Consider the following 21,838-nt stretch of genomic DNA (forward strand, 5'->3'; position numbering starts at 1 on the left):
GCGGGGCCCGGCGCCGAGGCAGGCACCCGGAATGCCGGGCGACAGGGCGAACGCGGTCCGCGCCGGTGGGGGTGGGCCGTGCCATCGAGGATCACGGAGCACAGCAGCGGTCCACCCCCGGTGAGAACCAGGCGCAGGGCTCAAGCACAGCAGTCGGCGGTCGGCTCCGCGACGCGCGGGGCAGGCCGTACTCAGACGCTCAGCCCCCGCACCAGCAGGTCGATCAGCGCGCACAGGAACAGGGCGATGCCGATGAAGCCGTTGACGCTGAAGAACGCCCGGTTGAGGCGCGTCAGGTCGTGCGGGCGGACGATGGAGTGCTCGTAGACGAACGCACCCGCGACGATGACCAGGCCCAGCCAGAAGAACGCACCGGCGTGGGTGGCCAGGGCGTACCAGACGAACAGGGCCGTGGTGACGGTGTGGCAGACGCGGGCGCCCCAGATCGCGGCGGGGATGCCGAAGCGGGCCGGGACCGACTTCACGCCGATGCGGCGGTCGGTCTCGACGTCCTGGCAGGCGTAGATCAGGTCGAAGCCGCCGATCCAGATGCCGACGGCGAGACCGAGGATCACCGCGGTCCAGGACCACGCGCCGCTGATGGCGAGCCAGCCGCCGACCGGGCCCATGGCCTGCGCGAGGCCGAGGATGGCCTGCGGGAAGTTCGTGAACCGCTTGCCGTAGGGGTAGACCACCATCGGGATCACCGCGACCGGCGACAGGGCCAGGCACAACGGGTTGAGCAGGCCCGCGGCCACCAGGAAGACCGCCAGGGCGATCAGCGCGCCGGTCCAGGCGTGGCGCACGCTCATCGCGCCGGTGACCAGCTCGCGGTGGGCGGTGCGCGGGTTCCGGGCGTCGATCTCGCGGTCGATGATCCGGTTGACGGCCATCGCGAAGGTGCGCAGGCCCACCATGCAGACGGTGACCAGGAGCAGCCGGCCCCAGTGGATGTTCCTGTCCCACTCGTACATCGCCGTGAGGGAGGCGATGTAGGCGAAGGGCAGGGCGAACACCGAGTGCTCGATCATGACCAGGCGCAGGAACGCCTTGGTGCGTCCCGGCTGAGGGATCGCCGCGGACGCGGAGCTCACAGTCCGTACTCCGGATCGCCCCCGCGACGGCGGGGAAACGCCGTCTCCGCGCTGCCGCACACCATCATGCCGGTGTCCTTCACAGTCCGTACTCCTTCCAACGTCGCGTCACCCGTTCGGAGGTCTCCGGGTCGGAGACCACCATCTCAGGCCAGCCGCCGTCGCGGGTATAGCCCTCCTCGGGCAGCTTCCTTGTCGCGTCGATGCCCGCCTTGCCGCCCCAGAACTGCTGGTAGGAGGCGTGGTCGAGGTGGTCGACGGGGCCTTCGACGACCGTGAGGTCGCGGGCGTAGTCGGTGTTGCCCAGGGCCCGCCAGGCGACCTCGTGCAGGTCGTGCACGTCGCAGTCGGCGTCGACGACCACGATCAGCTTGGTCAGGGACATCATGTGCGCGCCCCAGATGGCGTGCATGACCTTCTGGGCGTGCTTGGGGTACTTCTTGTCGATGGAGACGATCGCGCAGTTGTGGAAGCCGCCCGCCTCGGGCAGGTGGTAGTCCACGATGTCCGGCACGATGATCTTCAGCAGGGGCAGGAAGAAGCGCTCCGTCGCGCGGCCCAGCGGGCCGTCCTCCGTGGGCGGACGGCCGACCACGATCGACTGCAGCAGCGGGCGCCTGCGCATCGTCACGCAGTCGATGGTCAGCGCGGGGAAGGGTTCCTGGGGGGTGTAGAAGCCGGTGTGGTCGCCGAAGGGGCCCTCCGGCAGCATCCTGCCGGGCTCCAGCCAGCCCTCCAGGACGACCTCGGCATTCGCCGGGACCTGCAGCGGCACGGTCTTGCAGTCGACCATCTCGATCCGCTTGCCCGCGACGAACCCGGCGAACAGGTACTCGTCGATGTCCCCGGGCAGCGGCGCGGTCGCGGCGTAGGTGACAGCGGGCGGGCAGCCGAAGGCGATGGCGACCGGCAGCCGCTCGCCCCGGCGCGCCGCCACCTGGTAGTGGTTGCGGCTGTCCTTGTGGATCTGCCAGTGCATGCCGATGGTGCGCCGGTCGTGGCGCTGCAGCCGGTACAGCCCGAGGTTGCGGATGCCCGTCTCGGGGTCCTTGGTGTGGGTCAGGCCCAGGTTGAAGAAGGAGCCGCCGTCCTTGGGCCAGGTGAACAGCGCCGGCAGCGCGTTCAGGTCGACCTCGTCGCCGCGCAGGACGACCTCCTGGACGGGGGCCTCCTTCACCTTCTTCGGCGGCACGTGCGCCATCGCGCCGAGCTTGCCGAAGGCGTCCCGCACGCCGACGAAACCGTGCGGCAGCTCCGGCCGCAGCAGCCCGCCGATCTTCTCGCCGATCTCGTCGTAGGACGTCAGGCCGAGCGCCTTGAGCAGGCGCCGGTCGGTGCCGAAGACGTTCATGGCGAGCGGCATGGCCGAGCCCTTGACGTTCTCGAACAGCAGAGCCGGACCGCCGGACTTCTGCACCCGGTCGACGATCTCCCCGACCTCCAGGTACGGGTCGACCTCCACCTTGACGCGCTTGAGGTCGCCGTCGCGCTCCAGTGCCCTGAGCAGCGAGCGAAGATCGTCGTAAGCCATGCGTCCCAGTATCGGCCACGCCCCGCGCCCGCCGCGGCACCGGGGCCCCGCCTCGGCGTGACGGCGCCTCACGGTCAACACCCCGTGTACGCAACCGTATTCGGACCAGCACATAGAGCGACGAGTGCACTGATGACGAGTGCACCACTGAGGAGCCGTCGGTGATGCGTCACCCGCGACCGGCATCTCCGCGCGGTGCCGCTGCACCGACGTCCCCGGGGCAGCACACCCGGCTACGCCCGGCTCAGCTGCTCGACCAGCCGCTCGAAGCGGGCCCGCCAGGCCGCCTCCGAGGAGGTCTCGCCCCGGAACTCGTGGGTGAAGCGCAGCACGGAGGCGGTGTCGCCGTCCCGCTCCAGGTGGAAGCGGAGGCGGCCGCCGTCTTCGAGGGTGTACTCGGCGATCCGGTCCACGTCCCAGGCGGTGATCCGGCCGCTGCCCAGGCCGCGCAGCGTGACCGCGCCGCCGAGCCGGGGCTGGAGTTCCTCGGCGACGGTGAACCATGCCGCGAGCCCGTCGGGGGTGGACAGCGCCGGCCAGACCGCCTCCATGGGCCGGGGAAGCCGCACCAGGAAGTGGAGCAGGTGGGTGTTCCCGTGGACCTGGCTGGTGCCCTGTTCGACGGATCCGGTCATGACACCAGCCTGCCGCGCCGCGCCGCGGCGCGCACATGTGCCGCACATGCGGCGGACCGGCCCGCCCCCGACCTGTGTCGCGGGGACGAGACCGGCCCGTCCGCCGGGCGCGCCCGGCGCCCGGCGGGTGTCACACGCCGTGCGGGCTCACACGCCCGCGTAGGAGTGCTTGCCGCCGACGAAGATGTTCACGCCGTAGTAGTTGAACAGCCAGCAGGCGAAGGCGATCAGCGCGATGTACGCGGCCTTGCGGCCCTTCCAGCCGGCCGTGGAACGGGCGTGCAGGTAGCAGGCGTAGGCGACCCAGGTGATGAACGCCCAGGTCTCCTTGGGGTCCCAGCCCCAGTAGCGGCCCCAGGCGGACTCGGCCCAGATGGCGCCCGCGATGATCGTGAACGTCCACAGCGGGAAGACGGCCGCGTTCACGCGGTAGCAGAACTTGTCCAGGGTCGCCGAGGCGGGCAGCCGCTCCAGCACCGAGGAGGCGAAACGGCCGGGGGTGCCGCCGGTGGCCAGCTTGTTCTCGTAGGAGTCCTTGAACAGGTACAGCAGGGTGCCGACCGCGCCCACGTAGAAGACCGCGCCGCACAGGATCGCGGTGGAGACGTGGATGTACAGCCAGTACGAGTGCAGCGCCGGGACCAGCTGGTCGCTGGCCGTGTACAGGACGGTGACCGCGAGGCCGAGGTCGAGCAGGACCGTGGCGGTCAGGAACAGGCCGAGCCAGCGCACGTTCTTCTTCAGGGCGAGCAGGGCGAGATACACGCCGACCGCGACCGTGGAGAAGGTGATGTTGAACTCGTACATGTTGCCCCACGGCGCCCGCTCCACGGACGCCGCGCGGGCGACGACACCGGCCGCCTCCACGACGAAGGCCAGCGTGGTCAGGGAGATGGCGATGCGCCCGTACAGGTCGCCCTGCTGGTCGCCGCCGTGCGCGCCGGGGCCGTCGGGCACGTCGCGGGAGCCGGCCGCGGAGCGGACGACGACCTTGGGCCGCTCCAGGACGGCGGTGCCGCCGGCGGACTTCACCGTCACCGCCGGGCCCTGCGCCGCGGCGGCCGTCTCCTGCGTCTTCGGCGCGGTCAGCGCGGCGGCGGTGCGGGCCACCTTGCTGCGGCTGCCGAAGAGCCATTCCGCGATGTACGCGAAGAACGCCAGGGTGTAGACGGCCATCGCGGAGTAGATCAGCGTGTTGCTGATCTGCGCGAGATGCTCGTTGACCGTGGCGGCCAGCTGGATGGGTGCGGCGAGTGTCACTTCTTCTGCTCCCCTTCGGCGGGTACGGGGGTGGCGGCGTCCGGCCTCCGGTCGGGGGCGGCGTCGGAGTCGGCGTCGGAGTCGGCGTCGTTGCGGGTGGGTGCCGTGTCGTGGACCAGGGCGGCAAGGTCGCCGATCTCCTCGGGCAGCTTGGCGGACTCGCTGCGGCCCAGGCCGGCGACCTCGACGACCGTCACGCCGTCGGCACCGGGCACGGCCCGCACCCAGACACGGCGCCGCTGGATGAACAGCGAGCCGGCCAGTCCGGCAAGGGCGGCGACGGCGCCGGTCAGCGCCCAGCCCTGGCCGGGCTGCTGGACGATCTGGAAGCCGGCCCACTCCTTGATGTCCTTCTCGAAGGTGATGGAGCCGGCGCCGCCCGGCAGCCGCATGGTCTCGCCGGGCAGCAGGCGGGCCTTGAGGATGTTGCCCTGGTCGTCCTTGAACGGCTTCAGGTTCGGGTTCTTGGTGTCCAGCTGGTAGACGTTCTGCGGCACGCCCGCGTCCACGCCCAGGTCGCCGTGGTAGGCGCCCAGCGCCAGCACCGGGAAGTCCAGGCCGGGGAACTGCGAGAACATCGAGTCCTGGCCGGCGCCCCCGAAGGTGGGCACGAAGAACGCGGCGAAGCCCAGCTGCTCCTTCTTGCCCTGCGGGTTGGTGTAGCCGTCCATGACCTTGATCGCGCCCTGCGAGGTCGCGTTGGCGTCGAGCGGCAGCAGCGGCACGGCCTGGTGGTAGATCACCTTGCCCTTGCCGTCGCGGACGGTGACGGTCGGGGCGTACCCGTGGCTGACGAGGTAGACCTTGGCGCCGTCGACCTCCAGCGGGTGGTTGACCTTGATGGTCTTGTGCTGGGGCTTTCCGTCGGCGCCCTTGCTGTACTCGACGTCGGCCTCGAAGGTGCGCGCGGTGCCCTTGTTGGGGCCGCTGCGCTCGTAGGTGCCGGTGAACTTCTTCAGGGTGAAGCTGAACGGCACCAGGCTGTCGTCGTCGAACAGGTTGCCCGACTTGAAGTCGTCGTACTGAGTGAGCGTATTGGCGAAGCCGTCGCCCTCGACGATCAGCTTGTCGCCCTCGGTCTTGAACAGCTGGCCGCAGGCGAAGGCGACCAGCATCACGATCAGCGAGACGTGGAACAGCAGGTTGCCGGCCTCGCGCAGATAGCCCTTCTCGGCGGCGACGGCGTCACCGGCGGTGTGGGCGCGGAACCGCCGCCGCTTGAGGATCCTCAGCGCGGCCTCGCGCACCTGCTCGGGTGCGGCGTCGGTGCGCCAGGTGGCATACGCGGGCAGCCGGTTCAGCCGCCGCGGGGCGCCGGGCGGGCGGCCGCGCAGCTGTCCGGCGAACTGCCAGGTGCGCGGGACGATGCAGCCGATGAGCGAGACGAACAGCAGGATGTAGATCGCGGAGAACCACACCGAGCTGTAGACGTGGAACAGGCCGAGCTTGTCGTAGAGGGGCCCGAGGGTCTTGTGGGCCTGCTTGAACTCCTCGACCTTCAGCGCGTCGCTGCCGTTCTGCGGGATCAGCGAGCCCGGGATGGCGCCGAGGGAGAGCAGGAACAGCAGCAGCAGCGCGACCCGCATGGAGGTCAGCTGCCGCCAGAACCAGCGCACCCAGCCGGTGATCTCGCGCGCCGTCCAGGCGAGCCAGCCGGCGAGGCCGGGGGCACGGTTGCCGCCGAAGGAGCCGGGAACGGCCGTCTCGGTGGGGGCGGTGGACAGCTGCGCGCCGGCCGCGCCCAGGTCGTCCGCGCCGGCGGGCGCGGCGGCCGGGTTCTGCTCGGCGCCGGTGTCCGGTGTCGTCTTGCTCATGGATCAGATCCCCACAGTGAAGCCGGTGGACCAGGTCTGCATCTGTTGCACCAGCCGGTCCCAGACACCGGTCAGCAGCAGCAGGCCGGTGACGATCATCATCGTGCCGCCGAGGCGCATCACCCAGACATAGTGGCGCTTGACCCAGCCGAAGGCGCCGAGCGCCTTGCGGAAGGCGACCGCGGTGAGCACGAACGGTATGCCGAGGCCGGCGCAGTAGGCGACGGTCAGCAGGGCGCCGCGTCCGGCGCTGGCCTGGTTGGAGGACAGGGCCACGACGGAGGCGAGGGTGGGGCCGATGCACGGGGTCCAGCCGACCCCGAACAGGGCACCGAGCACGGGGGCGCCGACCAGCCCGGCGGCGGGGCGCCGGTGCAGGCGGAACTCCCGCTGGCTGATCCAGGGCAGCGCCCCCATGAAGAACAGCCCCATGAGGATCATGATCACGCCGAGCACCTTGGACAGGACGCCCTTGTAGTCCTGCAGGGTCTGGCCGAAGAATCCGAACAGCGCGCCGCCGGAGACGAACACCACGGTGAAGCCGAGCACGAACAGCGCGGCACCGGTGGCCATCCGCCCGCGCCGGGCCTCGGCCAGATCGGTGCCGGTGACGCCCGTCACATAGGACAGATAGCCGGGCACGAGCGGCAGCACGCACGGCGAGAAGAAGGACACGAGCCCGCCGAGCAGCGCGATGGGCAGCGCGAGCAGGAGGGCTCCGCTGAACACCGTCTGGTTGGGGTCAGTGGCTGCGGCCAGTAGCACGACGGCTCACTTCTCCGCGACGACCGGGTCGAGCATCTTCCGCAGCTTGTCCTCGCTGAGCGCCTGCAGCGCGCGGGCCGCGATCCTGCCGTCCCGGTCGATGACGAGCGTGCTCGGGATGAGCTGCGGGTTGAGCGTGCCCTTCTTGAAGCGGAGCATCAGCTTGCCCGTCGGGTCGTACAGGCTCGGGTACGGCACGTCGAAGTTCTTCTCGAACTCCCGGGCCGGCTGGGTACTGGTGTCGCGGGTGTTGATGCCGACGAACTGCACCCCCTTGGACGCGGTCTCGCGGGCGACCTTGGCCAGGTTCGGCGCCTCGGCCCGGCAGGGCGAGCACCACGAGCCCCACACGTTGAGCACGACGACCTTGCCCTTGTACGAGGCGAGGTCGAGGTGCTTGCCGTCGATGGTGGTGCCGGACAGGTCGGGTGCGGGCTTGCGCTCGCTCTTCTTCACCGTGGCGATGCCGTCGGAGCCGGTGATGAAGTTGGTGTTGCCTCCGCCGCCGGAGGTGCCTCCGGAGCCGCACGCGGTCAGGACGAGTGCCGCGACGGCCGAGCCGGCGGCGAGCAGGGCGGCGCGGCTGCGGGCGGTGCGCGGACGGAGCGAACGGTTTGCCCGGTTCGAGCGCTGGGGGGCGCGGCATGCGGCACTCATGTGAAAAGTTTCGCATGCCCCATCCGGGGATCTCGGGCACCCCCCTGCCGGGCGGAAAACCGCATTTCAGGCGGCGTGCTGCGTCTCGTCTGCCCCAGCGGTACCGGTGGCCGGCGTCTCCTTCAGGAACTCCTTCCAGCCGCCGGCCGGCTTCTGCCCGACCTCCAAGGTGCGCAGCTTGGCGAGCACCTCGGGCTTCTGCACGTCCAGCCAGTCGACGAGCTGCCGGAAGGAGACCAGGCGCACGTCCGCGCCCTGCTCCTTCTTGCGCGCGATGTAGCGGACGGCCTCCTCCACGGCGTCCATGTAGATGCCGCCGTTCCACTGCTCGAAGTGGTTGCCGACGAAGAACGGCGCCCGGTTGGTCTGGTACGCGCGCTCGAAGCCCGCGATGTAGGCCTGGGCGGACTGGCGGCGCCAGCCGGGGTAGTTGTAGCTGGGGGCCTTGGTCGAGTTCACCGACTGGTTGGCCAGCATGTTGTAGTCCATCGAGAGGACCTCGAACGAGCGGCCGGGAAAAGGTATCTGCTGCAGGGGGAGGTCCCATATCCCCATTCGCTTGACCGGCCACACCTGGCGGCCGCCGGGCGAGGAGGCGTCGTAGCGCCAGCCCAGCTCGCGGGCGGTGGGCAGCAGCTGGTCCTGGCCGAGCAGGCAGGGGGTGCGGCCGCCGACCAGTTCCTTGTCGTAGTCGAACGGCAGGGAGGGCAGGTCGTGCCAGCCGGTGTTGGTCCGCCACTGCTTCACGAACGACTTCGCCTGGTCGATCTCGCTGCGCCACTGCGCCGGCGTCCAGTTCGCCACCGAGCCCGAGCCGGAGCAGAAGTGGCCGTTGAAGTGGGTGCCGATCTCGTGGCCCTCCAGCCAGGCGCGGCGGACGTTGGCCAGCGTGGACTTGATGTGCTCGTCGGTCAGGTAGCCGATGTCGGAGGCACCGCGCGGGTTGTTCGGCGGGTCGTACAGGCGCTTCTTCGACTCCGGCAGCAGGTAGAGCCCGGAGAGGAAGAAGGTCATGCTCGCGCCGTGCTCCTTGGCGAGGTCCAGGAAGCGCGGGAAGAGGCCGTTGCCGACCTCGCCGGCCCCGTCCCAGGAGAAGACGACGAACTGGGGCGGGGTCTGGCCCGGCTCCAGCGGCACGGGCGCGGTGGGCTGGTGCGGCTGCTCTCCGGTGAACTGTGTCGAGCCGTCGCCGATCGGCCTGGCCGGCCGCACCGTGCGCTTGCCGGTCGCACCGGCGCCGGAAGTGCCGGTCCGGCCGGATGTGCCGGTGGCGTGCAGGCTGCCGCAGCCCGCGAGCCCGGCAGCGGCGGCTGTCGCGCCGAGCCCGAGCAGTGCCCTCCGGGTGAAGGTGCGCATGAGATCCCCGATCGTCGCGTCCTCTGCAGTGGTCACCCACACAGAGGACGCGGCGACGGCAGCGGTTGACCCGCCGATGTACGGAGATCGTAACGATCACGGGTATGCCGTGCGACGGTGACGGTGGGTGCGTCACCCGTCACGGTGCACGGGCTACGCCCCGAACGCCTTGCCCTGTCCCTTCACCGGCTTGGCCCCCGCCAGCAGGTGGGCGGGCACCAGGTCGCGGGCCGGCTCGGTGTAGCCGACCGAGACGATCCGGTCGCCCTGGTACGTGAACGTGGTCAGCGAGGCCAGCGTGCACTGCCGCTTGCGCGGGTCGTGCCACAGCCGCCGCCGCTCCACGTAGGAGCGCACGATCCAGATGGGCAGCTGGTGGCTGACCACCACCGCCTCGTGCCCGCGCGCGGCGTCCTTCGCCGCGTTCAGCGCGGCCGTCATCCGCACCACCTGGTCGATGTACGGCTCGCCCCAGGACGGCTTGAACGGATTGACCAGGTACTTCCAGTTGGCGGGCCGGCGCAGCGCGCCGTCGCCGACGCCGAAGGTCTTGCCCTCGAAGACGTTGGCCGCCTCGATCAGCCGCCCGTCGGTGGCGACGTCCAGGCCGTGCGCCTTGGCGATCGGGGTCGCCGTCTCCTGCGCCCGCTCCAGGGGCGAGGCCACCACGTAGGTCACGTCCCGGGAGGCGAGGTGGTCGGCGACCCGCTCGGCCATCCGCCGGCCCAGGTCGGACAGGTGGTAGCCGGGCAGCCGCCCGTACAGGATGCCCTCGGGGTTCTCCACCTCCCCGTGCCGCATCAGGTGGACGACGGTGATGTCCTGGGTGTCCGCCCGCGTGCTCATGCCGTCGCCTCCGCGGCCGCCCGCGCCGCCGCCGGCAGGGCGTCGGCGATCCGCTCCAGGGCCCGCTCGTCGTGTGCGGTGGAGACGAACCAGCACTCGAAGGCGGACGGCGGCAGGTAGACGCCGTGCGCGAGCATCGCGTGGAAGAAGGCGGTGTAGCGGTGCGTCTGCTGCGCCTTGGCGTCGTCGTAGTCGCGCACCGGGCCGTCGGTGAAGAACACCGAGAACATGCTGGAGGCGTTCTGCACGGTGTGCGCCACGCCCTCCTTGGCCAGCGCCTCGGACACCATGGCCCGCAGCTTCTGCGAGACGTCGTCGATGTGCGCGTACGCCGCGTCGTCGAGCAGGCGCAGCTGGGCGAGGCCGGCGGCGGTGGCCACCGGGTTCCCGGACAGGGTGCCCGCCTGGTAGACGGGGCCGGCGGGCGCGAGGTGCGCCATGACGTCGGCGCGCCCGCCGAACGCCGCGGCCGGGAACCCGCCGCCCATCACCTTGCCGAAGGTCATCAGGTCCGGCTCGACGCCGTCCACGCCGTACCAGCCGGCCCGGCTGGTACGGAACCCGGTCATGACCTCGTCGGAGATGTACAGCGCGCCGTTCTCCCGGCACAGGTCCCGCAGGCCCTGGTTGAAGCCGGGCAGCGGCGGCACCACGCCCATGTTGCCGGGCGAGGCCTCGGTGATCACACAGGCGATCTCGTCCGGGTGCGCGGCGAAGGCGGCGCGCACCGCGTCCAGGTCGTTGTACGGCAGCACGATGGTGTCGCCGGCCTGCGCACCGGTGACCCCGGGCGTGTCCGGCAGGGCGAACGTGGCGACACCCGACCCCGCGGAGGCCAGCAGCGCGTCGACGTGCCCGTGGTAGCAGCCGGCGAACTTGATCACCTTGCTGCGCCGGGTGAAGCCGCGGGCCAGCCGGATCGCGGACATGGTGGCCTCGGTGCCGCTGGAGACCAGCCGCACCTGCTCCAGCGGTGCGACGCGGGCGACCATCTCCTCGGCGAGCGCCACCTCGCCCTCACCGGCGGTGCCGAAGGACGTGCCGCGGGCGACCGCCTCCTGCACGGCGGCGATCACCTCCGGGTGGCTGTGCCCGAGGATCATCGGCCCCCAGGAGCACACGAGGTCGACGTACTCCCGCCCGTCGGCGTCCGTCAGGTACGCGCCCTTGCCGGACACCATGAACCGGGGCGTACCGCCCACGGCGCCGAAGGCACGCACCGGGGAGTTGACACCACCGGGTGTGACGGCCGCCGCACGGTCGAACAGCGCCTGCGAGGCGGGGGCTTCGTATGGATATGGCAGTTCGCTCATGACCTGCGACTTCTCCGATTCCTCGGGATTTCCTCGGGATGTTCCCGGACGACGTGCATCCGCCGGTGGGCAGTGACCCAGTTCAGGGTAGGCCAGCGGGGCCCGGGAGCCGGGAGCGGAGTGGGTGGGGGATGTGCCGCACCGGGGTGTCCGGCGGATGCCCGGCGGACGTTCTCCGGATGTACGGAAGCACGGCGGAACCAGCCACTTCCCCGCGCCCATCTGAGAAACTGGACGCCGCGTACGTATGACAGGGCGAAGGGTCGTGTCGAGGGCCGCGCGGGTCCCCGTGGCGAGTTGCTGTGAGGCACGTTTCGGCGTGCGACCGCGGGGGAGGTCACTGACACGATGATCAGGTTGCGCGGCTCCGGGCACGCACCTAGAACAGCAGTCGGGTGGAGATATGCATCGCGGTGGCGGACTGGGCGAGGGGACTGACGACCTGGGTCCTCGACGTGCCCGGCGGGGAAGACACCGGCGCGACGCGGGGGGCTCGGCCGAGGCACGTCAGGAACAGCAGGGCGCACCGAACGAGCCCGAGCGGCTCGACCGGCGGATCGATCACCGGAGCGATCACCGGCTGGACCGGCTCAGGGCAGGAAGCAGACATGGTGGTCGGGTGGGGGTGACGTACAAGTACTTCGGCGCGCCGGACGGCGCGACCGCGGCACGTGTCCCGCTCTCGATGCGCCCCGAGGAACTCGGCGGCGACGAGCTGGGCATGAACGGCATGTTCACCCGGATCAAGCCGGAGACCATGGCGGCGATGGTGCTCACCGGCATCGAGGGCGTCCCCCTGCACAAGGTGCCCCCGCTGGAGCTGGTCGTCCTGCACCCCGACTACGCGGTGGTCAAGCTGCCCATGACGGTCGTCGATCCGTTGCGCGGCATCGGCGAGGAGGCGGTCGGCGCGGCCGCCTTCATCTGGTCCACGGTGCCCGACCGGGGCGGCCCCCGCGACGCGTTCGACGTCTACCGGCTGCTGCGCGAGTGGCGGGACTTCAGCCGGCGGCTGCACGAGGCGGGGCATCAGCCGTACTGCCTGGTGTGGCCCTGAGCGGATGCGGCCCGCAGCCCGGGGCGCGCGGACCGGCCCGGCGGTGAGCCGCGGCGCCCCGGCAGTCCGGGCGGTCAGACCCGCTCCAGCGGGCGGTGCGGCCCCTCGGGCAGCTCGGCCCGGATCGTGTCGCCGGGGCGGACCTCACCGCCGCACACGACGACGCTCATGATCCCCGCCTTGCGGACGAGCGTGCCGTCCTCCTCGCGGCGCAGCACCTGCTTGAGCAGTCCCGGCTGGAACGCGTCGATCTGCCGGCAGGGGTTGCGCAGCCCGGTGACCTCCACGACCGCCTCCGCACCGAGGTGCAGCAGCGTGCCCGCCGGCAGGGCGAGCAGGTCGATGCCGCTGGTCGTGATGTTCTCCCCCAGGTCCCCCGGGGACACCGCGAAGCCCGCGCGGGCGACCTCGTCGAAGAGTTCCTCGTGGATGAGGTGCACCTGTCGCAGGTTGGGCTGTGTGGGGTCCTGGGCGACGCGAGAGCGGTGCTTGACCGTCACACCGGCGTGGACGTCCCCAGCCACGCCGAGCCCCGCCAGCAGGGTGATGCTGTCCCGGTTCGGTTTGGTGAACGCGTAGGTGCCGTTGCTGCTGACCGCTGTGACGACAGCGCCCATGTGGTCCCCCTCATCGGCTCTCGGGCAGGTGTGCCCGCATCGATCCTAAGTGCGGCGGAGGACGGCGATCCTGTGCGGCGGGGGACGGCCGGTTTCACCCGTGGATGGGCCACTACGTACTGTAGGGTCCGGCTCGCCGTCCATCCGTCCACGGGGGATCGAACCATGCAGGAAGCTCACTGTCCGCCCCCGTCCTCCCCGTCCGACGAGGAGGACGGCATCGGGGTCGGTCCGACCGTCGCGGTTCTGGTCGTGAGTCTGGTCCTCGCGGCCGTCGGCGTGCACGAGCTGTGCGGGTTCGGCCTGCACACCCTCGATCCGCGGCCGCACCTGTTCACCAGCGGCTTCACCACCGCGGGCGTGATCGTGGCCACGGTGGCGGCGGGCGCCGCGGTCGGCAACCTCACGTGGCTGCTGACGGCGTCCCGCAGGCGCGCCGCGGGCACCGCCCGGAACGGCGACGCCGGCACCGGTACCGGCACGGGGAACACCGCCGGTGGCCGGGACGGCACCGGTCGGGACGGCATCGAGCGGGAGGCGGAACCCGCCATGTGCGGGGTCCCGTCCGCCGTCGGCGCAGCGACCGCCTCGGCCACCGCCGAGGACTGAGCGTCCGCCCCGTCCGTCTTTCGCTTCTCTCGGTTCTGCCGGTTGCCGGGTTCTCTCCTCTGCCGGTTGCCGAGTTCTCTCCGGCTCTCCTCAGACCCCGCGGGCCGCGCCGGGTGTTCCGCCGCTCTCCCGCTGCCCCCGGTGCACCCGGTCCGCACCGGCGTCGCACGGATGATCACGGACGGCCGTCCCGTCTCCCTCGGCGCCGCCGTCCCACACCTGGCCGCCGTGCTGGTCCGGGGGTACGCCCACCGTGAAGCCGATCACCGCGCCGCCTCCCTCGCGTCCGCAGGCGAACGGTGCTCCGCCGTGCGCCAGGGCCACCTCCCGCACGATGGACAGCCCCAGCCCGGAGCCGGGCTGGGAGCGGGCGTCGGGGGCGCGGTAGAAGCGGTCGAAGATGCGCAGCAGATCGCCCGCGGCGACACCGGGGCCCCGGTCGAGGACCTCGACACGGACGGCGCCGGGCAGCGCGGGCCCGGAGACGGCGATCTCGATGGGCGCGGTGCCGCCGGGGTCGAACTTGGCCGCGTTCTCGACCAGGTTGGAGATCGCCCGCTGAAGCCGGCCGGGCCGGCCGTCCGCCGTGGTGTCGCCGCTCGCGCGCACCACGATCTCGCGGCCGGTGCGGCGGCGGGCGCGGGCGGCCACCTCCTCGGCGATCTCGGCGAGGTCGACCCGCTGCGGCGGCTCGGTGTCGGACTGCCCGGCGGCCAGGTCGACCAGCTCGTTGACCAGGTCGGTCAGTTCGCGCGCCTCCTGGGTGAGGTCGGCGACCAGTTCGTCACGGGTGGCGGGCGGCAGCTCGTCGATGCGGCGCAGCAGGGTGATGTTGGTCCGCAGCGAGGTCAGCGGGGTGCGCAGCTCGTGCCCGGCGTCCTGGACCAGGCGGCGCTGGTCCTCCTCGGACTGGGCGAGCCGCCCCAGCATGCGGTCGAAGGCCCGGCCGAGGCGGCCCACCTCGTCGGAGCCGGTGACGGGCACCTGGATGCCGAGCTGCCGGGTGCGGGCGACGTTCTCGGCGGCGGAGGTGAGAACCACGAGCCGGCGGGTGATGCGCCGGGCCAGCCACCAGCCGCACAGTCCGGCCGCGATCACCACGATCGCCATCAGCACGAGGGTGCGCTGCTGCAGCTCCCGCAGCAGGTCCTCGGTGTCGCTGAACTCCTGGGCGATCTGGACGGCGCCGCGGCCGTCGCCGAGCGAGACGGTGGCGATCCGGTACACGTCGTCGCCGACGGCCACGTCCGTGTGCTGCACGGTCCGCCCGGCCGCGCGGGCGGCGGCGACGGCCCGGTCGTCGTCGGTGACGGGCAGCTGCGGGCTGCCGTGGTCCACGATCTGCCCCTGCGCGCCGAGCACCTGCACGTCGGTGCGACTGGGCCGGACCACCTCGTGGCCGGGGCTGGTGGAGGAGAAGTCCCCGGGAGCCCGGTCGTAGCGCCGTACCTCGTTCCGGACGTCCTGCACGACCTGCGTGAACACCGACTGCTGGTCCACGCGCACCAGGCGGGCGGCGGAGTCGTAGGACAGGATGCCGACGACGACCGTGACGGCGGCGGTGACCACGGCGAAGGTCACGGCGAACGTGGTGCGCAGCGACGACAGCCGGGGCCGGGCGAACAGCCGCGCCGGGCGGCCCACTCAGTTCTCCCGGAGCACGTATCCGACCCCGCGCACGGTGTGGATGAGCTGCGGCGCGCCCGGCTCGTCGAGCTTGCGGCGCAGATAGCCGACGTACACGGCGAGGTTCTTGGAGCCGGGGCCGAAGTCGTAGCCCCAGATGCGGTCGTAGATGGTGGAGTGGTCCAGGACGATGCCGACGTTGCGGACCAGCAGGTGCAGCAGTTCGAACTCGGTGCGGGTCAGCTCGATCTCGCGGCTGCCCCGCCACACCCGGCGGGCCTGGACGTCGATGCGGATGCCCGCGGCCTCCACGTGCCGCTCCGCCGTTCCCGCCGCTCCGGAGGCCTCCGCCGCGCCCGCCGGGGCGGCGGCAACGGCGGCGGGGCTGGTGCGGCGCAGCAGGGCGCGCAGCCGGGCGAAGACCTCCTCGACGTCGAACGGCTTGACGACGTAGTCGTCCGCGCCGGCGTCCAGGCCGGCGATCCGGTCCGCGGTCTCCACCAGGGCGGTGAGCATCAGGATCGGGGTGCGGTCGCCCTCCGCGCGCAGCACCCGGCACACCTGCAGTCCGTCTATGCCGGGCATCATCACGTCCAGGACGAGGACGTCCGGCGGGTTCCTGTGCGCCTGCGCCAGCGCCTCCACTCCGTCGGCGACCGCCGTCACCGCGTAGCCCTCCAGGGTCAGCGCCCGTTCCAGCGCGTGGCGGATGGCGCGGTCGTCTTCGGCGAGCAGCACAGTCTGAGGCACGCGTCCAGTCTGCCAAGGCGGCCGGGCTCCCAGCAGGGCCTCGGTGGCTGCCGTGACGCTTTTTACCGGTTTTACCGGCTCTCACCGGCCGTGGCCGGGGAAGGACGACGGGGTGCCTCGCGCCCCGCGGGACGGCGGCGCGCCCTCGCTCACGTCGCGCCGGCCTGTGCGGTCAGCCGCGAGGCGTGGGTCGGTGCGTCGGGCACACCGGCCGGGCGGGCCTTGGCGAACTCCTCGCGCAGCACCGGCACGACCTCCTCGCCGAGGATGTCCAGCTGTTCCAGCACGGTCTTCAGCGGCAGCCCGGCGTGGTCCATCAGGAACAGCTGGCGCCGGTAGTCGCCCGCGTACTCGCGGAAGGTCAGCGTCTTCTCGATCACCTGCCGCGGGGAACCCACGGTCAGCGGGGTCTGCGCGGTGAACTCCTCCAGACAGGGCCCGTGGCCGTAGACCGGTGCGTTGTCGAAGTAGGGGCGGAACTCGCGGACGGCGTCCTGGGAGTTCTTCCGCATGAACACCTGCCCGCCCAGGCCGGCGACGGCCTGCTGCCCTTCTTTGTTCATTCTTCAACTTCGACGGTGAACCATGTCGCACCCGGCGTATTCCGCGCACCCTGCGTATTCCGCGCGGCCGGCACCGCCGGCGGTGCCGTGGCAGACGGCCTGCTCGTCACGCCGCCCGGGGCGTCCCGCCTCCCCGCGCCGCCTCCACGGCCGGCACGGGCCGGTCGTCCGGCCCCGGTGTGCGCCGGCGCCACGGCAGCAGCAGCGGCGTGGCCAGCAGAAGCAGCCCGGCCGCGCCGATCGCGGTGCGCGGGGTGGTGAGCGTGGCCAGCAGACCCCACAGCGCGGTCAGCAGCGCGGTGGCCGCCTTGCCCGTGACGGACCAGGCCGACAGCGTACGGGCCACCCGGTCCGCGGGGGTCTGCTCCAGCCGGTGGGCCGCGAGCACCGGGTTGAAGACGGCGCAGCAGAAGATCAGCACCAGCTCGACCGCCATCACCAGCACCAGTCCGGGCACGCCCGGCCGGACGAGGACCAGCCCCGCCGGCCAGCACACGCGCAGCACGCCCGCGGTGAGCAGCACCCTGCGCTGCCCGTACCGCGCGACCAGCCGCCGCGCCAGCCGCGAACCGGCAAGGCCGCCGAGGCACGGCACGGCGAAGGCGAGTCCGTACTGCCACGGCGTGAACCCGAGCGGGCCGAGCATCAGTACGGCCAGCAGCGGCGAGGACACCATGATCAGGGCGTTGACCAGGAGGGTGTTGAAGAACAGCGGGCGCAGTTCGCGATGGGTGAGGATGAACCGCCAGCCCGCGAGCAGATCACCGGCCCGCAGCCGCGTGCGCCCCCGGCTCGCGGCGGCCGGTGCGGGCTCGCCGCCGCCGATCGCACGGATCGCCGCGGCCGAGAGCAGATAGCTGACCGCGTCGGCCGCCACGGTCGCCACCGGCCCGAACCAGCCGACCAGCGCGCCCCCGGCCGGCGGCCCCAGCACGCTCGCCGTCCAGGTCGTCGACTCGAAGCGGCTGGACGCCACCAGCAGGCCGCCGGGCGGCACCAGGCTCTTGAGATACGCGCCGCTCGCCGCGGTGAACGCGATGTCCGCCGCGGCCACCACCACCGACACCGCCAGCAGCTGTCCGACGCCCAGGCCGCCCAGCGCGAAGGCCACGGGCACGCTCACCAGCACGACGCAGCGCACCAGGTCGGCCGCGATCATGACCGGGCGTTTGCGGCGGAACTCGATCCACGGCCCGAGCGGCACGGCCAGCAGCGCGCCCACCGCCGGTCCCGCCGCGGCCAGCAGCGCCACCTCGGCCGGGCCGGCGTGCAGCACCACCACCGCGACCAGCGCGAACGCGTCGAAGGCCAGCCAGGTGCCGAACGTGCTGACGGCGTAGGCCGTCCACAGCCATCCGAACTGCCGTCCCAGGGTTCGACCCGCCGCCGTCATCCGTACCTCGTCTCCCGCCGTCCCAGCATCCGACCCGCCGCCGTCATCCGTACCTCGTCTCCGGCCGGCCGGGCCCGGCCGCCGTGCCGGGCGGCGCGTGGCCGGCACCGCCGGGTGAGGGACCGACGGTAGCCCGGGCCGTGAGGAACACGGCCGCCGGTGGTCGCCACGGGCGGGCCCTCCGGGCGGCCGCGGGCCCCTGCAAGGCTTTCCCCATGCCTGTGCTTCTCCGCTCCGCCGCCCTGTTCGTCCTCGCCGCGCTCTTCGAGATCGGCGGCGCCTGGCTGGTGTGGCAGGGCGTGCGCGAGCACCGCGGCTGGCTGTGGGTCACGGGCGGCGTCCTCGCGCTCGGCGCCTACGGCTTCGCCGCCACCTTCCAGCCCGACGCCCACTTCGGCCGCATCCTCGCCGCCTACGGCGGGATCTTCGTGGCGGGCTCGATCCTGTGGGGCGTGGTGGCCGACGGCTACCGGCCCGACCACTGGGACATCGCCGGTGCGCTGGTCTGCCTCGCCGGCATGGCCCTCATCATGTGGGCCCCGCGCGGCAACGGCTGAGGTTCGCCTACGCTGGGCGGAGCCGACCGCCGACCGATGAGGAGTCCCGCATGGCCACCGTCCCGCCCGCCGCCTCCCGGATCGCCGTTGTCACCGGAGCGAGCAGCGGGATCGGCGCCGCCACGGCCCGGCAGCTCGCCGAGGCCGGATACCGGGTCGTCCTGACCGCCCGCCGCAAGGACCGCATCGAGGCACTGGCCGAGGAGATCAACGCGGCCGGGCACTCGGCGACGGCGTACCAGCTGGACGTCACCGACCGGGCCGCGGTCGACGAGTTCGCGACCGCCTTCACCACCGTCGGCGTGCTCGTCAACAACGCCGGCGGCGCGCTCGGCGCCGACCCGGTCGCCACCGGCGACCCCGCCGACTGGCGCACCATGTACGAGACGAACGTCATCGGCACCCTCAACCTGACCCAGGCGCTGCTGCCCAAGCTGATCGCCAGCGGCGACGGCACCGTGGTGGTCGTCTCCTCCACCGCCGGCCACGCCACCTACGAGGGCGGTGCCGGCTACGTCGCCGCCAAGCACGGCACCCATGTCCTCGCCGAGACCCTGCGCCTGGAGATCGTCGGGCAGCCGGTGCGCGTCATCGAGATCGCGCCCGGCATGGTCAGGACCGAGGAGTTCGCCCTCACCCGTTTCCGCGGTGACGCCGAGAAGGCGGCGAAGGTCTACGAGGGCGTCGCGGCACCGCTGACCGCCGAGGACGTCGCCGACACCATCACCTGGGCGGTCACCCGCCCCAGCCATGTCAACGTCGACCTGCTGGTCGTGCGCCCGCGCGCCCAGGCGTCGAACACCAAGGTCCACCGGGAGAAGTGAGCCATGACAGCGGACGACGAGGCTGCCCGGGCAGCCGAACGCGAGAACCTCGCCCTGGAGAAGAAGCGCGAGCGGTACGTCTGGTACTACCTCGGCTACTTTCTCTTCGGCATCCACATCGTCGCCTTCGTGATGATCTACGCGGTGCGGCACGCGAAGTGAGCGGCACGCCGCACGACGCGTGCGGCACGACGCGTGCGGCACGCCGCGGACGACGACCGCGTACGACGCCGGGAGGAACCACGCACGGGCCGGACACCCCCGTGCGCAAGGCGCCCGGCCCGTCGGGCGTCAGCCCTTGACGCACACGAACTGCTTGAGCCGCGCCACGACCTCGACCAGGTCGCGCTGCTGCGCCATGACCTGCTCGATGTCCTTGTAGGCCTGCGGGATCTCGTCCAGCACACCGGCGTCCTTGCGGCACTCCACGCCCCGCGTCTGCTCCTTGAGGTCCCGCACGGTGAAGCGCCGCTTCGCCGCGTTGCGGCTCATCCGCCGGCCCGCCCCGTGGGAGGCGGAGTTGAAGGCCTTCTCGTTGCCGAGGCCCTTGACGATGTACGAACTGGTGCCCATCGAGCCGGGGATGATGCCGTACTCCCCGTGGCCGGCCCGGATCGCGCCCTTGCGGGTGACGAGCAGGTCAGTGCCGTCGTAGCGCTCCTCGGCCACATAGTTGTGGTGGCAGGAGATCTCCGGCTCGAAGACCGGCCGGGCCTTGGCGAACTCCCGGCGCACGACGTCCTTGAGCAGGGCCATCATCAGTGTGCGGTTGTACGTGGCGTACTCCTGCGCCCAGTACAGGTCGTTGCGGTAGGCGTCCATCTCCGGGGTGCCGGCCAGGAACACCGCGAGGTCGCGGTCGACCAGCCCCTGGTTGTGCGCCAGCGAGCGGGCGACACCGATGTGATGCTCGGCCAGTTCCTTGCCGATGTTGCGGGACCCGGAGTGCAGCAGCAGCCACACCGCGCCGTCGTCGTCCAGGCAGCACTCGATCATGTGGTTGCCGGATCCGAGCGTGCCCAGCTGCGCCGCGGCCCGCTCCCGGCGGAAACGCACCGCCTCGGCCACCGTGTCGAACCGGCGCCAGAAGTCGTCCCACCCGGCCGTCGCCACCCCGTGGAACGCGCGGGGATCGACGGGCTCCTCGTGCATGCCCCGCCCCACCGGGACGGCCTGCTCGATGCTCGACCGCAGCCGGGACAGATCGTCCGGCAGATCGTCCGCCGTCAGCGAGGTCCTCACCGCCGACATCCCGCAGCCGATGTCCACGCCCACCGCCGCCGGGCACACCGCGTCCCGCATCGCGATGACGGAACCGACCGTGGCGCCCTTTCCGTAGTGGACGTCGGGCATCACGGCCAGACCCTGGATCCACGGCAGGGTCGCCACGTTCTGCAGCTGCCGCATCGCCGCGCCCTCGACCGTCGCCGGGTCGGCCCACATACGGATGGGCACGCGCGCGCCCGGCACTTCCACGTACGACATGTCGGCCTTCGCCCCCCGTGAATCAGAAAAACAAGAACAAACGTGATGAAGCGCAATACCGGCGCCAGGGTCGACGAAACAGGGCAACGGACCGGCGCTCACGGCAGTGCGTGCGATACACATTGTTCTCGGCACACGCCGTCGCCCGGCAACCGATTTACCGGCGGGGACCTGCGATCACCAGCGCACGACCACCGTCGAACCGTTCGACGAGAGGAGCCCGTCCGTGCTGCGGAAAGCCTACGGACCCGGCGCGTCCGCCCTGCTCGCGGCCCTGCTGCTGACCGGTTGCACGGGCGGCTCGTCGGGCGCGGGCACGACCGACGGCGCCAACCCGGACGGTGCGGGCGCCGCGCAGACCCAGGCGCAGCCGGGCAAGTACCGCACGCTGCCGGAGGCCTGCGACGTGGTCGGCCACCGCACCCTCGACTCCCTGCTGCCGGGGATCAAGCAGATCGCGGACCCGCAGCAGCGGGACCAGGCCTACGAGGGCGAGAACACCCTCACCTACGACACCGACCGCAAGGTCGGCTGCCGCTGGACGGCGGACTCCTCCGAGGCCACCGATCATCTCTCGGTCGACTTCGAGCGGGTCGTCTCCTACGACAACACGGTCAGCGACGCCAGCCAGGCGGAGTCGGTCTTCGCCGCCAAGCTGAAGGCGGCCGGCCTGTCCGGGGCGTCCACGGGCGCGGACGCCGGCCGGTCCTCCGGCGGCATGTCCGCCGACGGGACCGTCTCCCCCTCGGGTTCCACCACCCCCTCCGCGCCGTCGTCCCCGTCGTCCTCCGCGACCGACCTGCAGTCCCGCACGCTCGACGGCCTGGGCGACGAGGCGTTCCTCGACGACCGGCTCGGCAGCTCGGGTTCGACGGCCCGGCAGCGCACGGTGACTGTGGCGTTCCGCACGTCCAACGTCATCGTGACCGTCGTGTACGAGGAGCAGCCGGCGGTCGTCGGCATGGTCCCGGACAGCGAGGAAATGCAGGACAAGGCCCGGAAAGTGGCGGCGCAGCTGGCGGATTCGCTGGGCGGCTGAGCCGTCCGGTGCGCCCCGCGCCGGGGTGAGCACCGACGGGTGAGTAC

The 21,838-nt window shown here is 71.9% G+C and carries 21 protein-coding genes and 1 pseudogene; 6 read left to right on the forward strand and 16 right to left on the reverse strand.

The features are described from left to right. Positions 1–191 precede the first annotated feature (191 nt). From mqnP to hemL, 10 genes are all read right to left on the reverse strand, one after another. Positions 192–1,094 carry a menaquinone biosynthesis prenyltransferase MqnP gene (mqnP, locus tag IE286_RS18560; protein ID WP_189797886.1) on the reverse strand — a complete coding sequence of 301 codons (903 nt, stop codon included), beginning with the start codon at positions 1,092–1,094 and terminating at the stop codon, positions 192–194. 79 nt (positions 1,095–1,173) lie between these two features. Continuing rightward, entirely contained in the window at positions 1,174–2,625 is a 1,452-nt protein-coding gene (locus IE286_RS18565; protein WP_189797887.1) for a menaquinone biosynthesis decarboxylase, read from the reverse strand. Between the two features lie 233 nt (positions 2,626–2,858). After that, a complete protein-coding gene (locus IE286_RS18570; protein WP_189797888.1) occupies positions 2,859–3,260 on the reverse strand; it encodes an SRPBCC domain-containing protein in 402 nt (133 codons plus the stop codon). A 147-nt stretch (positions 3,261–3,407) separates the two neighbouring features. Beyond that, positions 3,408–4,520 carry a c-type cytochrome biogenesis protein CcsB gene (gene ccsB, locus IE286_RS18575; protein ID WP_189797889.1) on the reverse strand — a complete coding sequence of 371 codons (1,113 nt, stop codon included), beginning with the start codon at positions 4,518–4,520 and terminating at the stop codon, positions 3,408–3,410. Continuing rightward, positions 4,517–6,334, reverse strand: a complete 1,818-nt coding sequence (gene resB / locus IE286_RS18580; protein ID WP_189797890.1) for a cytochrome c biogenesis protein ResB — start codon at positions 6,332–6,334, stop codon at positions 4,517–4,519. The genes ccsB and resB overlap by 4 nt, the downstream gene beginning before the upstream one ends. 3 nt (positions 6,335–6,337) lie before the next feature. After that, complete coding sequence (locus IE286_RS18585; protein ID WP_189797891.1) at positions 6,338–7,099, reverse strand: cytochrome c biogenesis CcdA family protein; 762 nt, start codon at positions 7,097–7,099, stop codon at positions 6,338–6,340. A 6-nt stretch (positions 7,100–7,105) separates the two neighbouring features. Next, the gene (locus IE286_RS18590; protein WP_189797892.1) at positions 7,106–7,756 is read right to left on the reverse strand and encodes a TlpA family protein disulfide reductase; all 651 of its coding nucleotides are present in this window, start codon (positions 7,754–7,756) and stop codon (positions 7,106–7,108) included. Positions 7,757–7,822: 66 nt separating this feature from the next. Beyond that, positions 7,823–9,112 carry a polysaccharide deacetylase family protein gene (locus tag IE286_RS18595; RefSeq protein WP_189797930.1) on the reverse strand — a complete coding sequence of 430 codons (1,290 nt, stop codon included), beginning with the start codon at positions 9,110–9,112 and terminating at the stop codon, positions 7,823–7,825. Between the two features lie 153 nt (positions 9,113–9,265). Beyond that, positions 9,266–9,958 (reverse strand): histidine phosphatase family protein, encoded by a 693-nt coding sequence (locus tag IE286_RS18600; protein ID WP_189797893.1) that lies wholly within the window; start codon positions 9,956–9,958, stop codon positions 9,266–9,268. Next, a complete protein-coding gene (hemL, locus tag IE286_RS18605) occupies positions 9,955–11,271 on the reverse strand; it encodes a glutamate-1-semialdehyde 2,1-aminomutase (RefSeq protein ID WP_189797894.1) in 1,317 nt (438 codons plus the stop codon). The genes IE286_RS18600 and hemL overlap by 4 nt, the downstream gene beginning before the upstream one ends. A 403-nt stretch (positions 11,272–11,674) precedes the next feature. Between hemL and IE286_RS18610 the strand changes: the two genes are divergently transcribed. Further along, complete coding sequence (locus IE286_RS18610) at positions 11,675–12,328, forward strand: hypothetical protein (protein ID WP_189797895.1); 654 nt, start codon at positions 11,675–11,677, stop codon at positions 12,326–12,328. Between the two features lie 74 nt (positions 12,329–12,402). On the opposite strand, the gene IE286_RS18615 is transcribed toward IE286_RS18610, so the two are convergent. Then, positions 12,403–12,945: an MOSC domain-containing protein gene (locus IE286_RS18615; protein ID WP_189797896.1), complete on the reverse strand. Its 543-nt coding sequence runs from the start codon at positions 12,943–12,945 to the stop codon at positions 12,403–12,405. A gap of 165 nt (positions 12,946–13,110) precedes the next feature. Here IE286_RS18615 and IE286_RS27260 point away from each other — a divergent pair, with 165 nt between their 5' ends. Beyond that, a complete protein-coding gene (locus tag IE286_RS27260; RefSeq protein ID WP_229863102.1) occupies positions 13,111–13,554 on the forward strand; it encodes a hypothetical protein in 444 nt (147 codons plus the stop codon). Positions 13,555–13,644: 90 nt separating this feature from the next. Here the strand turns inward: IE286_RS27260 and IE286_RS18625 are convergent, their stop codons facing one another. The 4 genes and pseudogenes from IE286_RS18625 to IE286_RS18640 all read right to left on the reverse strand — a co-directional run bounded on the left by IE286_RS18625 (position 13,645) and on the right by IE286_RS18640 (position 17,886). Next, the gene (locus IE286_RS18625) at positions 13,645–15,198 is read right to left on the reverse strand and encodes a HAMP domain-containing sensor histidine kinase (protein ID WP_189797897.1); all 1,554 of its coding nucleotides are present in this window, start codon (positions 15,196–15,198) and stop codon (positions 13,645–13,647) included. Continuing rightward, positions 15,199–15,918, reverse strand: a complete 720-nt coding sequence (locus tag IE286_RS18630; RefSeq protein ID WP_308115071.1) for a response regulator transcription factor — start codon at positions 15,916–15,918, stop codon at positions 15,199–15,201. It lies immediately after the preceding gene. Between the two features lie 161 nt (positions 15,919–16,079). Continuing rightward, positions 16,080–16,478 (reverse strand): annotated as a pseudogene (locus tag IE286_RS18635) (LLM class oxidoreductase); the annotation flags it as partial. Between the two features lie 121 nt (positions 16,479–16,599). Continuing rightward, positions 16,600–17,886 (reverse strand): MFS transporter, encoded by a 1,287-nt coding sequence (locus IE286_RS18640; RefSeq protein WP_189797899.1) that lies wholly within the window; start codon positions 17,884–17,886, stop codon positions 16,600–16,602. A gap of 215 nt (positions 17,887–18,101) precedes the next feature. Here IE286_RS18640 and IE286_RS18645 point away from each other — a divergent pair, with 215 nt between their 5' ends. Genes IE286_RS18645 through IE286_RS18655 form a run of 3 tightly spaced genes read left to right on the forward strand, consistent with a single transcriptional unit; the run spans position 18,102 to position 19,429 of the window. After that, complete coding sequence (locus tag IE286_RS18645) at positions 18,102–18,443, forward strand: YnfA family protein (protein WP_189797900.1); 342 nt, start codon at positions 18,102–18,104, stop codon at positions 18,441–18,443. A 50-nt stretch (positions 18,444–18,493) separates the two neighbouring features. Beyond that, entirely contained in the window at positions 18,494–19,267 is a 774-nt protein-coding gene (locus tag IE286_RS18650) for an SDR family NAD(P)-dependent oxidoreductase (protein ID WP_189797901.1), read from the forward strand. Between the two features lie 3 nt (positions 19,268–19,270). After that, positions 19,271–19,429: a hypothetical protein gene (locus IE286_RS18655; RefSeq protein WP_168131522.1), complete on the forward strand. Its 159-nt coding sequence runs from the start codon at positions 19,271–19,273 to the stop codon at positions 19,427–19,429. A gap of 129 nt (positions 19,430–19,558) precedes the next feature. Here the strand turns inward: IE286_RS18655 and IE286_RS18660 are convergent, their stop codons facing one another. Further along, positions 19,559–20,752: an RtcB family protein gene (locus tag IE286_RS18660; RefSeq protein WP_189797902.1), complete on the reverse strand. Its 1,194-nt coding sequence runs from the start codon at positions 20,750–20,752 to the stop codon at positions 19,559–19,561. A 226-nt stretch (positions 20,753–20,978) separates the two neighbouring features. On the opposite strand from IE286_RS18660, the gene IE286_RS18665 reads away from it, so the two are divergent. Then, positions 20,979–21,791: a DUF3558 domain-containing protein gene (locus tag IE286_RS18665; protein WP_189797903.1), complete on the forward strand. Its 813-nt coding sequence runs from the start codon at positions 20,979–20,981 to the stop codon at positions 21,789–21,791. Positions 21,792–21,838: the final 47 nt, after the last annotated feature.

Origin of the sequence: Streptomyces thermodiastaticus (genome assembly GCF_014656135.1) — a bacterium.
In the GTDB taxonomy this organism is placed as follows: domain Bacteria; phylum Actinomycetota; class Actinomycetes; order Streptomycetales; family Streptomycetaceae; genus Streptomyces; species Streptomyces thermodiastaticus.

Excerpts from the sequence above, each read along its gene's own strand:
- IE286_RS18565 (WP_189797887.1), bottom strand. The coding sequence starts at position 2,625 with ATGGCTTACGACGATCTTCGCTCGCTGCTCAGGGCACTGGAGCGCGAC.
- IE286_RS18590 (WP_189797892.1), bottom strand. The coding sequence starts at position 7,756 with ATGAGTGCCGCATGCCGCGCCCCCCAGCGCTCGAACCGGGCAAACCGT.
- IE286_RS18640 (WP_189797899.1), bottom strand. The coding sequence starts at position 17,886 with ATGACGGCGGCGGGTCGAACCCTGGGACGGCAGTTCGGATGGCTGTGG.
- IE286_RS18660 (WP_189797902.1), bottom strand. The coding sequence starts at position 20,752 with ATGTCGTACGTGGAAGTGCCGGGCGCGCGCGTGCCCATCCGTATGTGG.
- hemL (WP_189797894.1), bottom strand. The coding sequence starts at position 11,271 with ATGAGCGAACTGCCATATCCATACGAAGCCCCCGCCTCGCAGGCGCTG.
- IE286_RS18600 (WP_189797893.1), bottom strand. The coding sequence starts at position 9,958 with ATGAGCACGCGGGCGGACACCCAGGACATCACCGTCGTCCACCTGATG.
- IE286_RS18595 (WP_189797930.1), bottom strand. The coding sequence starts at position 9,112 with ATGCGCACCTTCACCCGGAGGGCACTGCTCGGGCTCGGCGCGACAGCC.
- resB (WP_189797890.1), bottom strand. The coding sequence starts at position 6,334 with ATGAGCAAGACGACACCGGACACCGGCGCCGAGCAGAACCCGGCCGCC.
- IE286_RS18615 (WP_189797896.1), bottom strand. The coding sequence starts at position 12,945 with ATGGGCGCTGTCGTCACAGCGGTCAGCAGCAACGGCACCTACGCGTTC.
- IE286_RS18650 (WP_189797901.1), top strand. The coding sequence starts at position 18,494 with ATGGCCACCGTCCCGCCCGCCGCCTCCCGGATCGCCGTTGTCACCGGA.
- IE286_RS18570 (WP_189797888.1), bottom strand. The coding sequence starts at position 3,260 with ATGACCGGATCCGTCGAACAGGGCACCAGCCAGGTCCACGGGAACACC.
- IE286_RS18610 (WP_189797895.1), top strand. The coding sequence starts at position 11,675 with ATGCATCGCGGTGGCGGACTGGGCGAGGGGACTGACGACCTGGGTCCT.
- IE286_RS18645 (WP_189797900.1), top strand. The coding sequence starts at position 18,102 with ATGCCTGTGCTTCTCCGCTCCGCCGCCCTGTTCGTCCTCGCCGCGCTC.
- IE286_RS27260 (WP_229863102.1), top strand. The coding sequence starts at position 13,111 with ATGCAGGAAGCTCACTGTCCGCCCCCGTCCTCCCCGTCCGACGAGGAG.
- IE286_RS18655 (WP_168131522.1), top strand. The coding sequence starts at position 19,271 with ATGACAGCGGACGACGAGGCTGCCCGGGCAGCCGAACGCGAGAACCTC.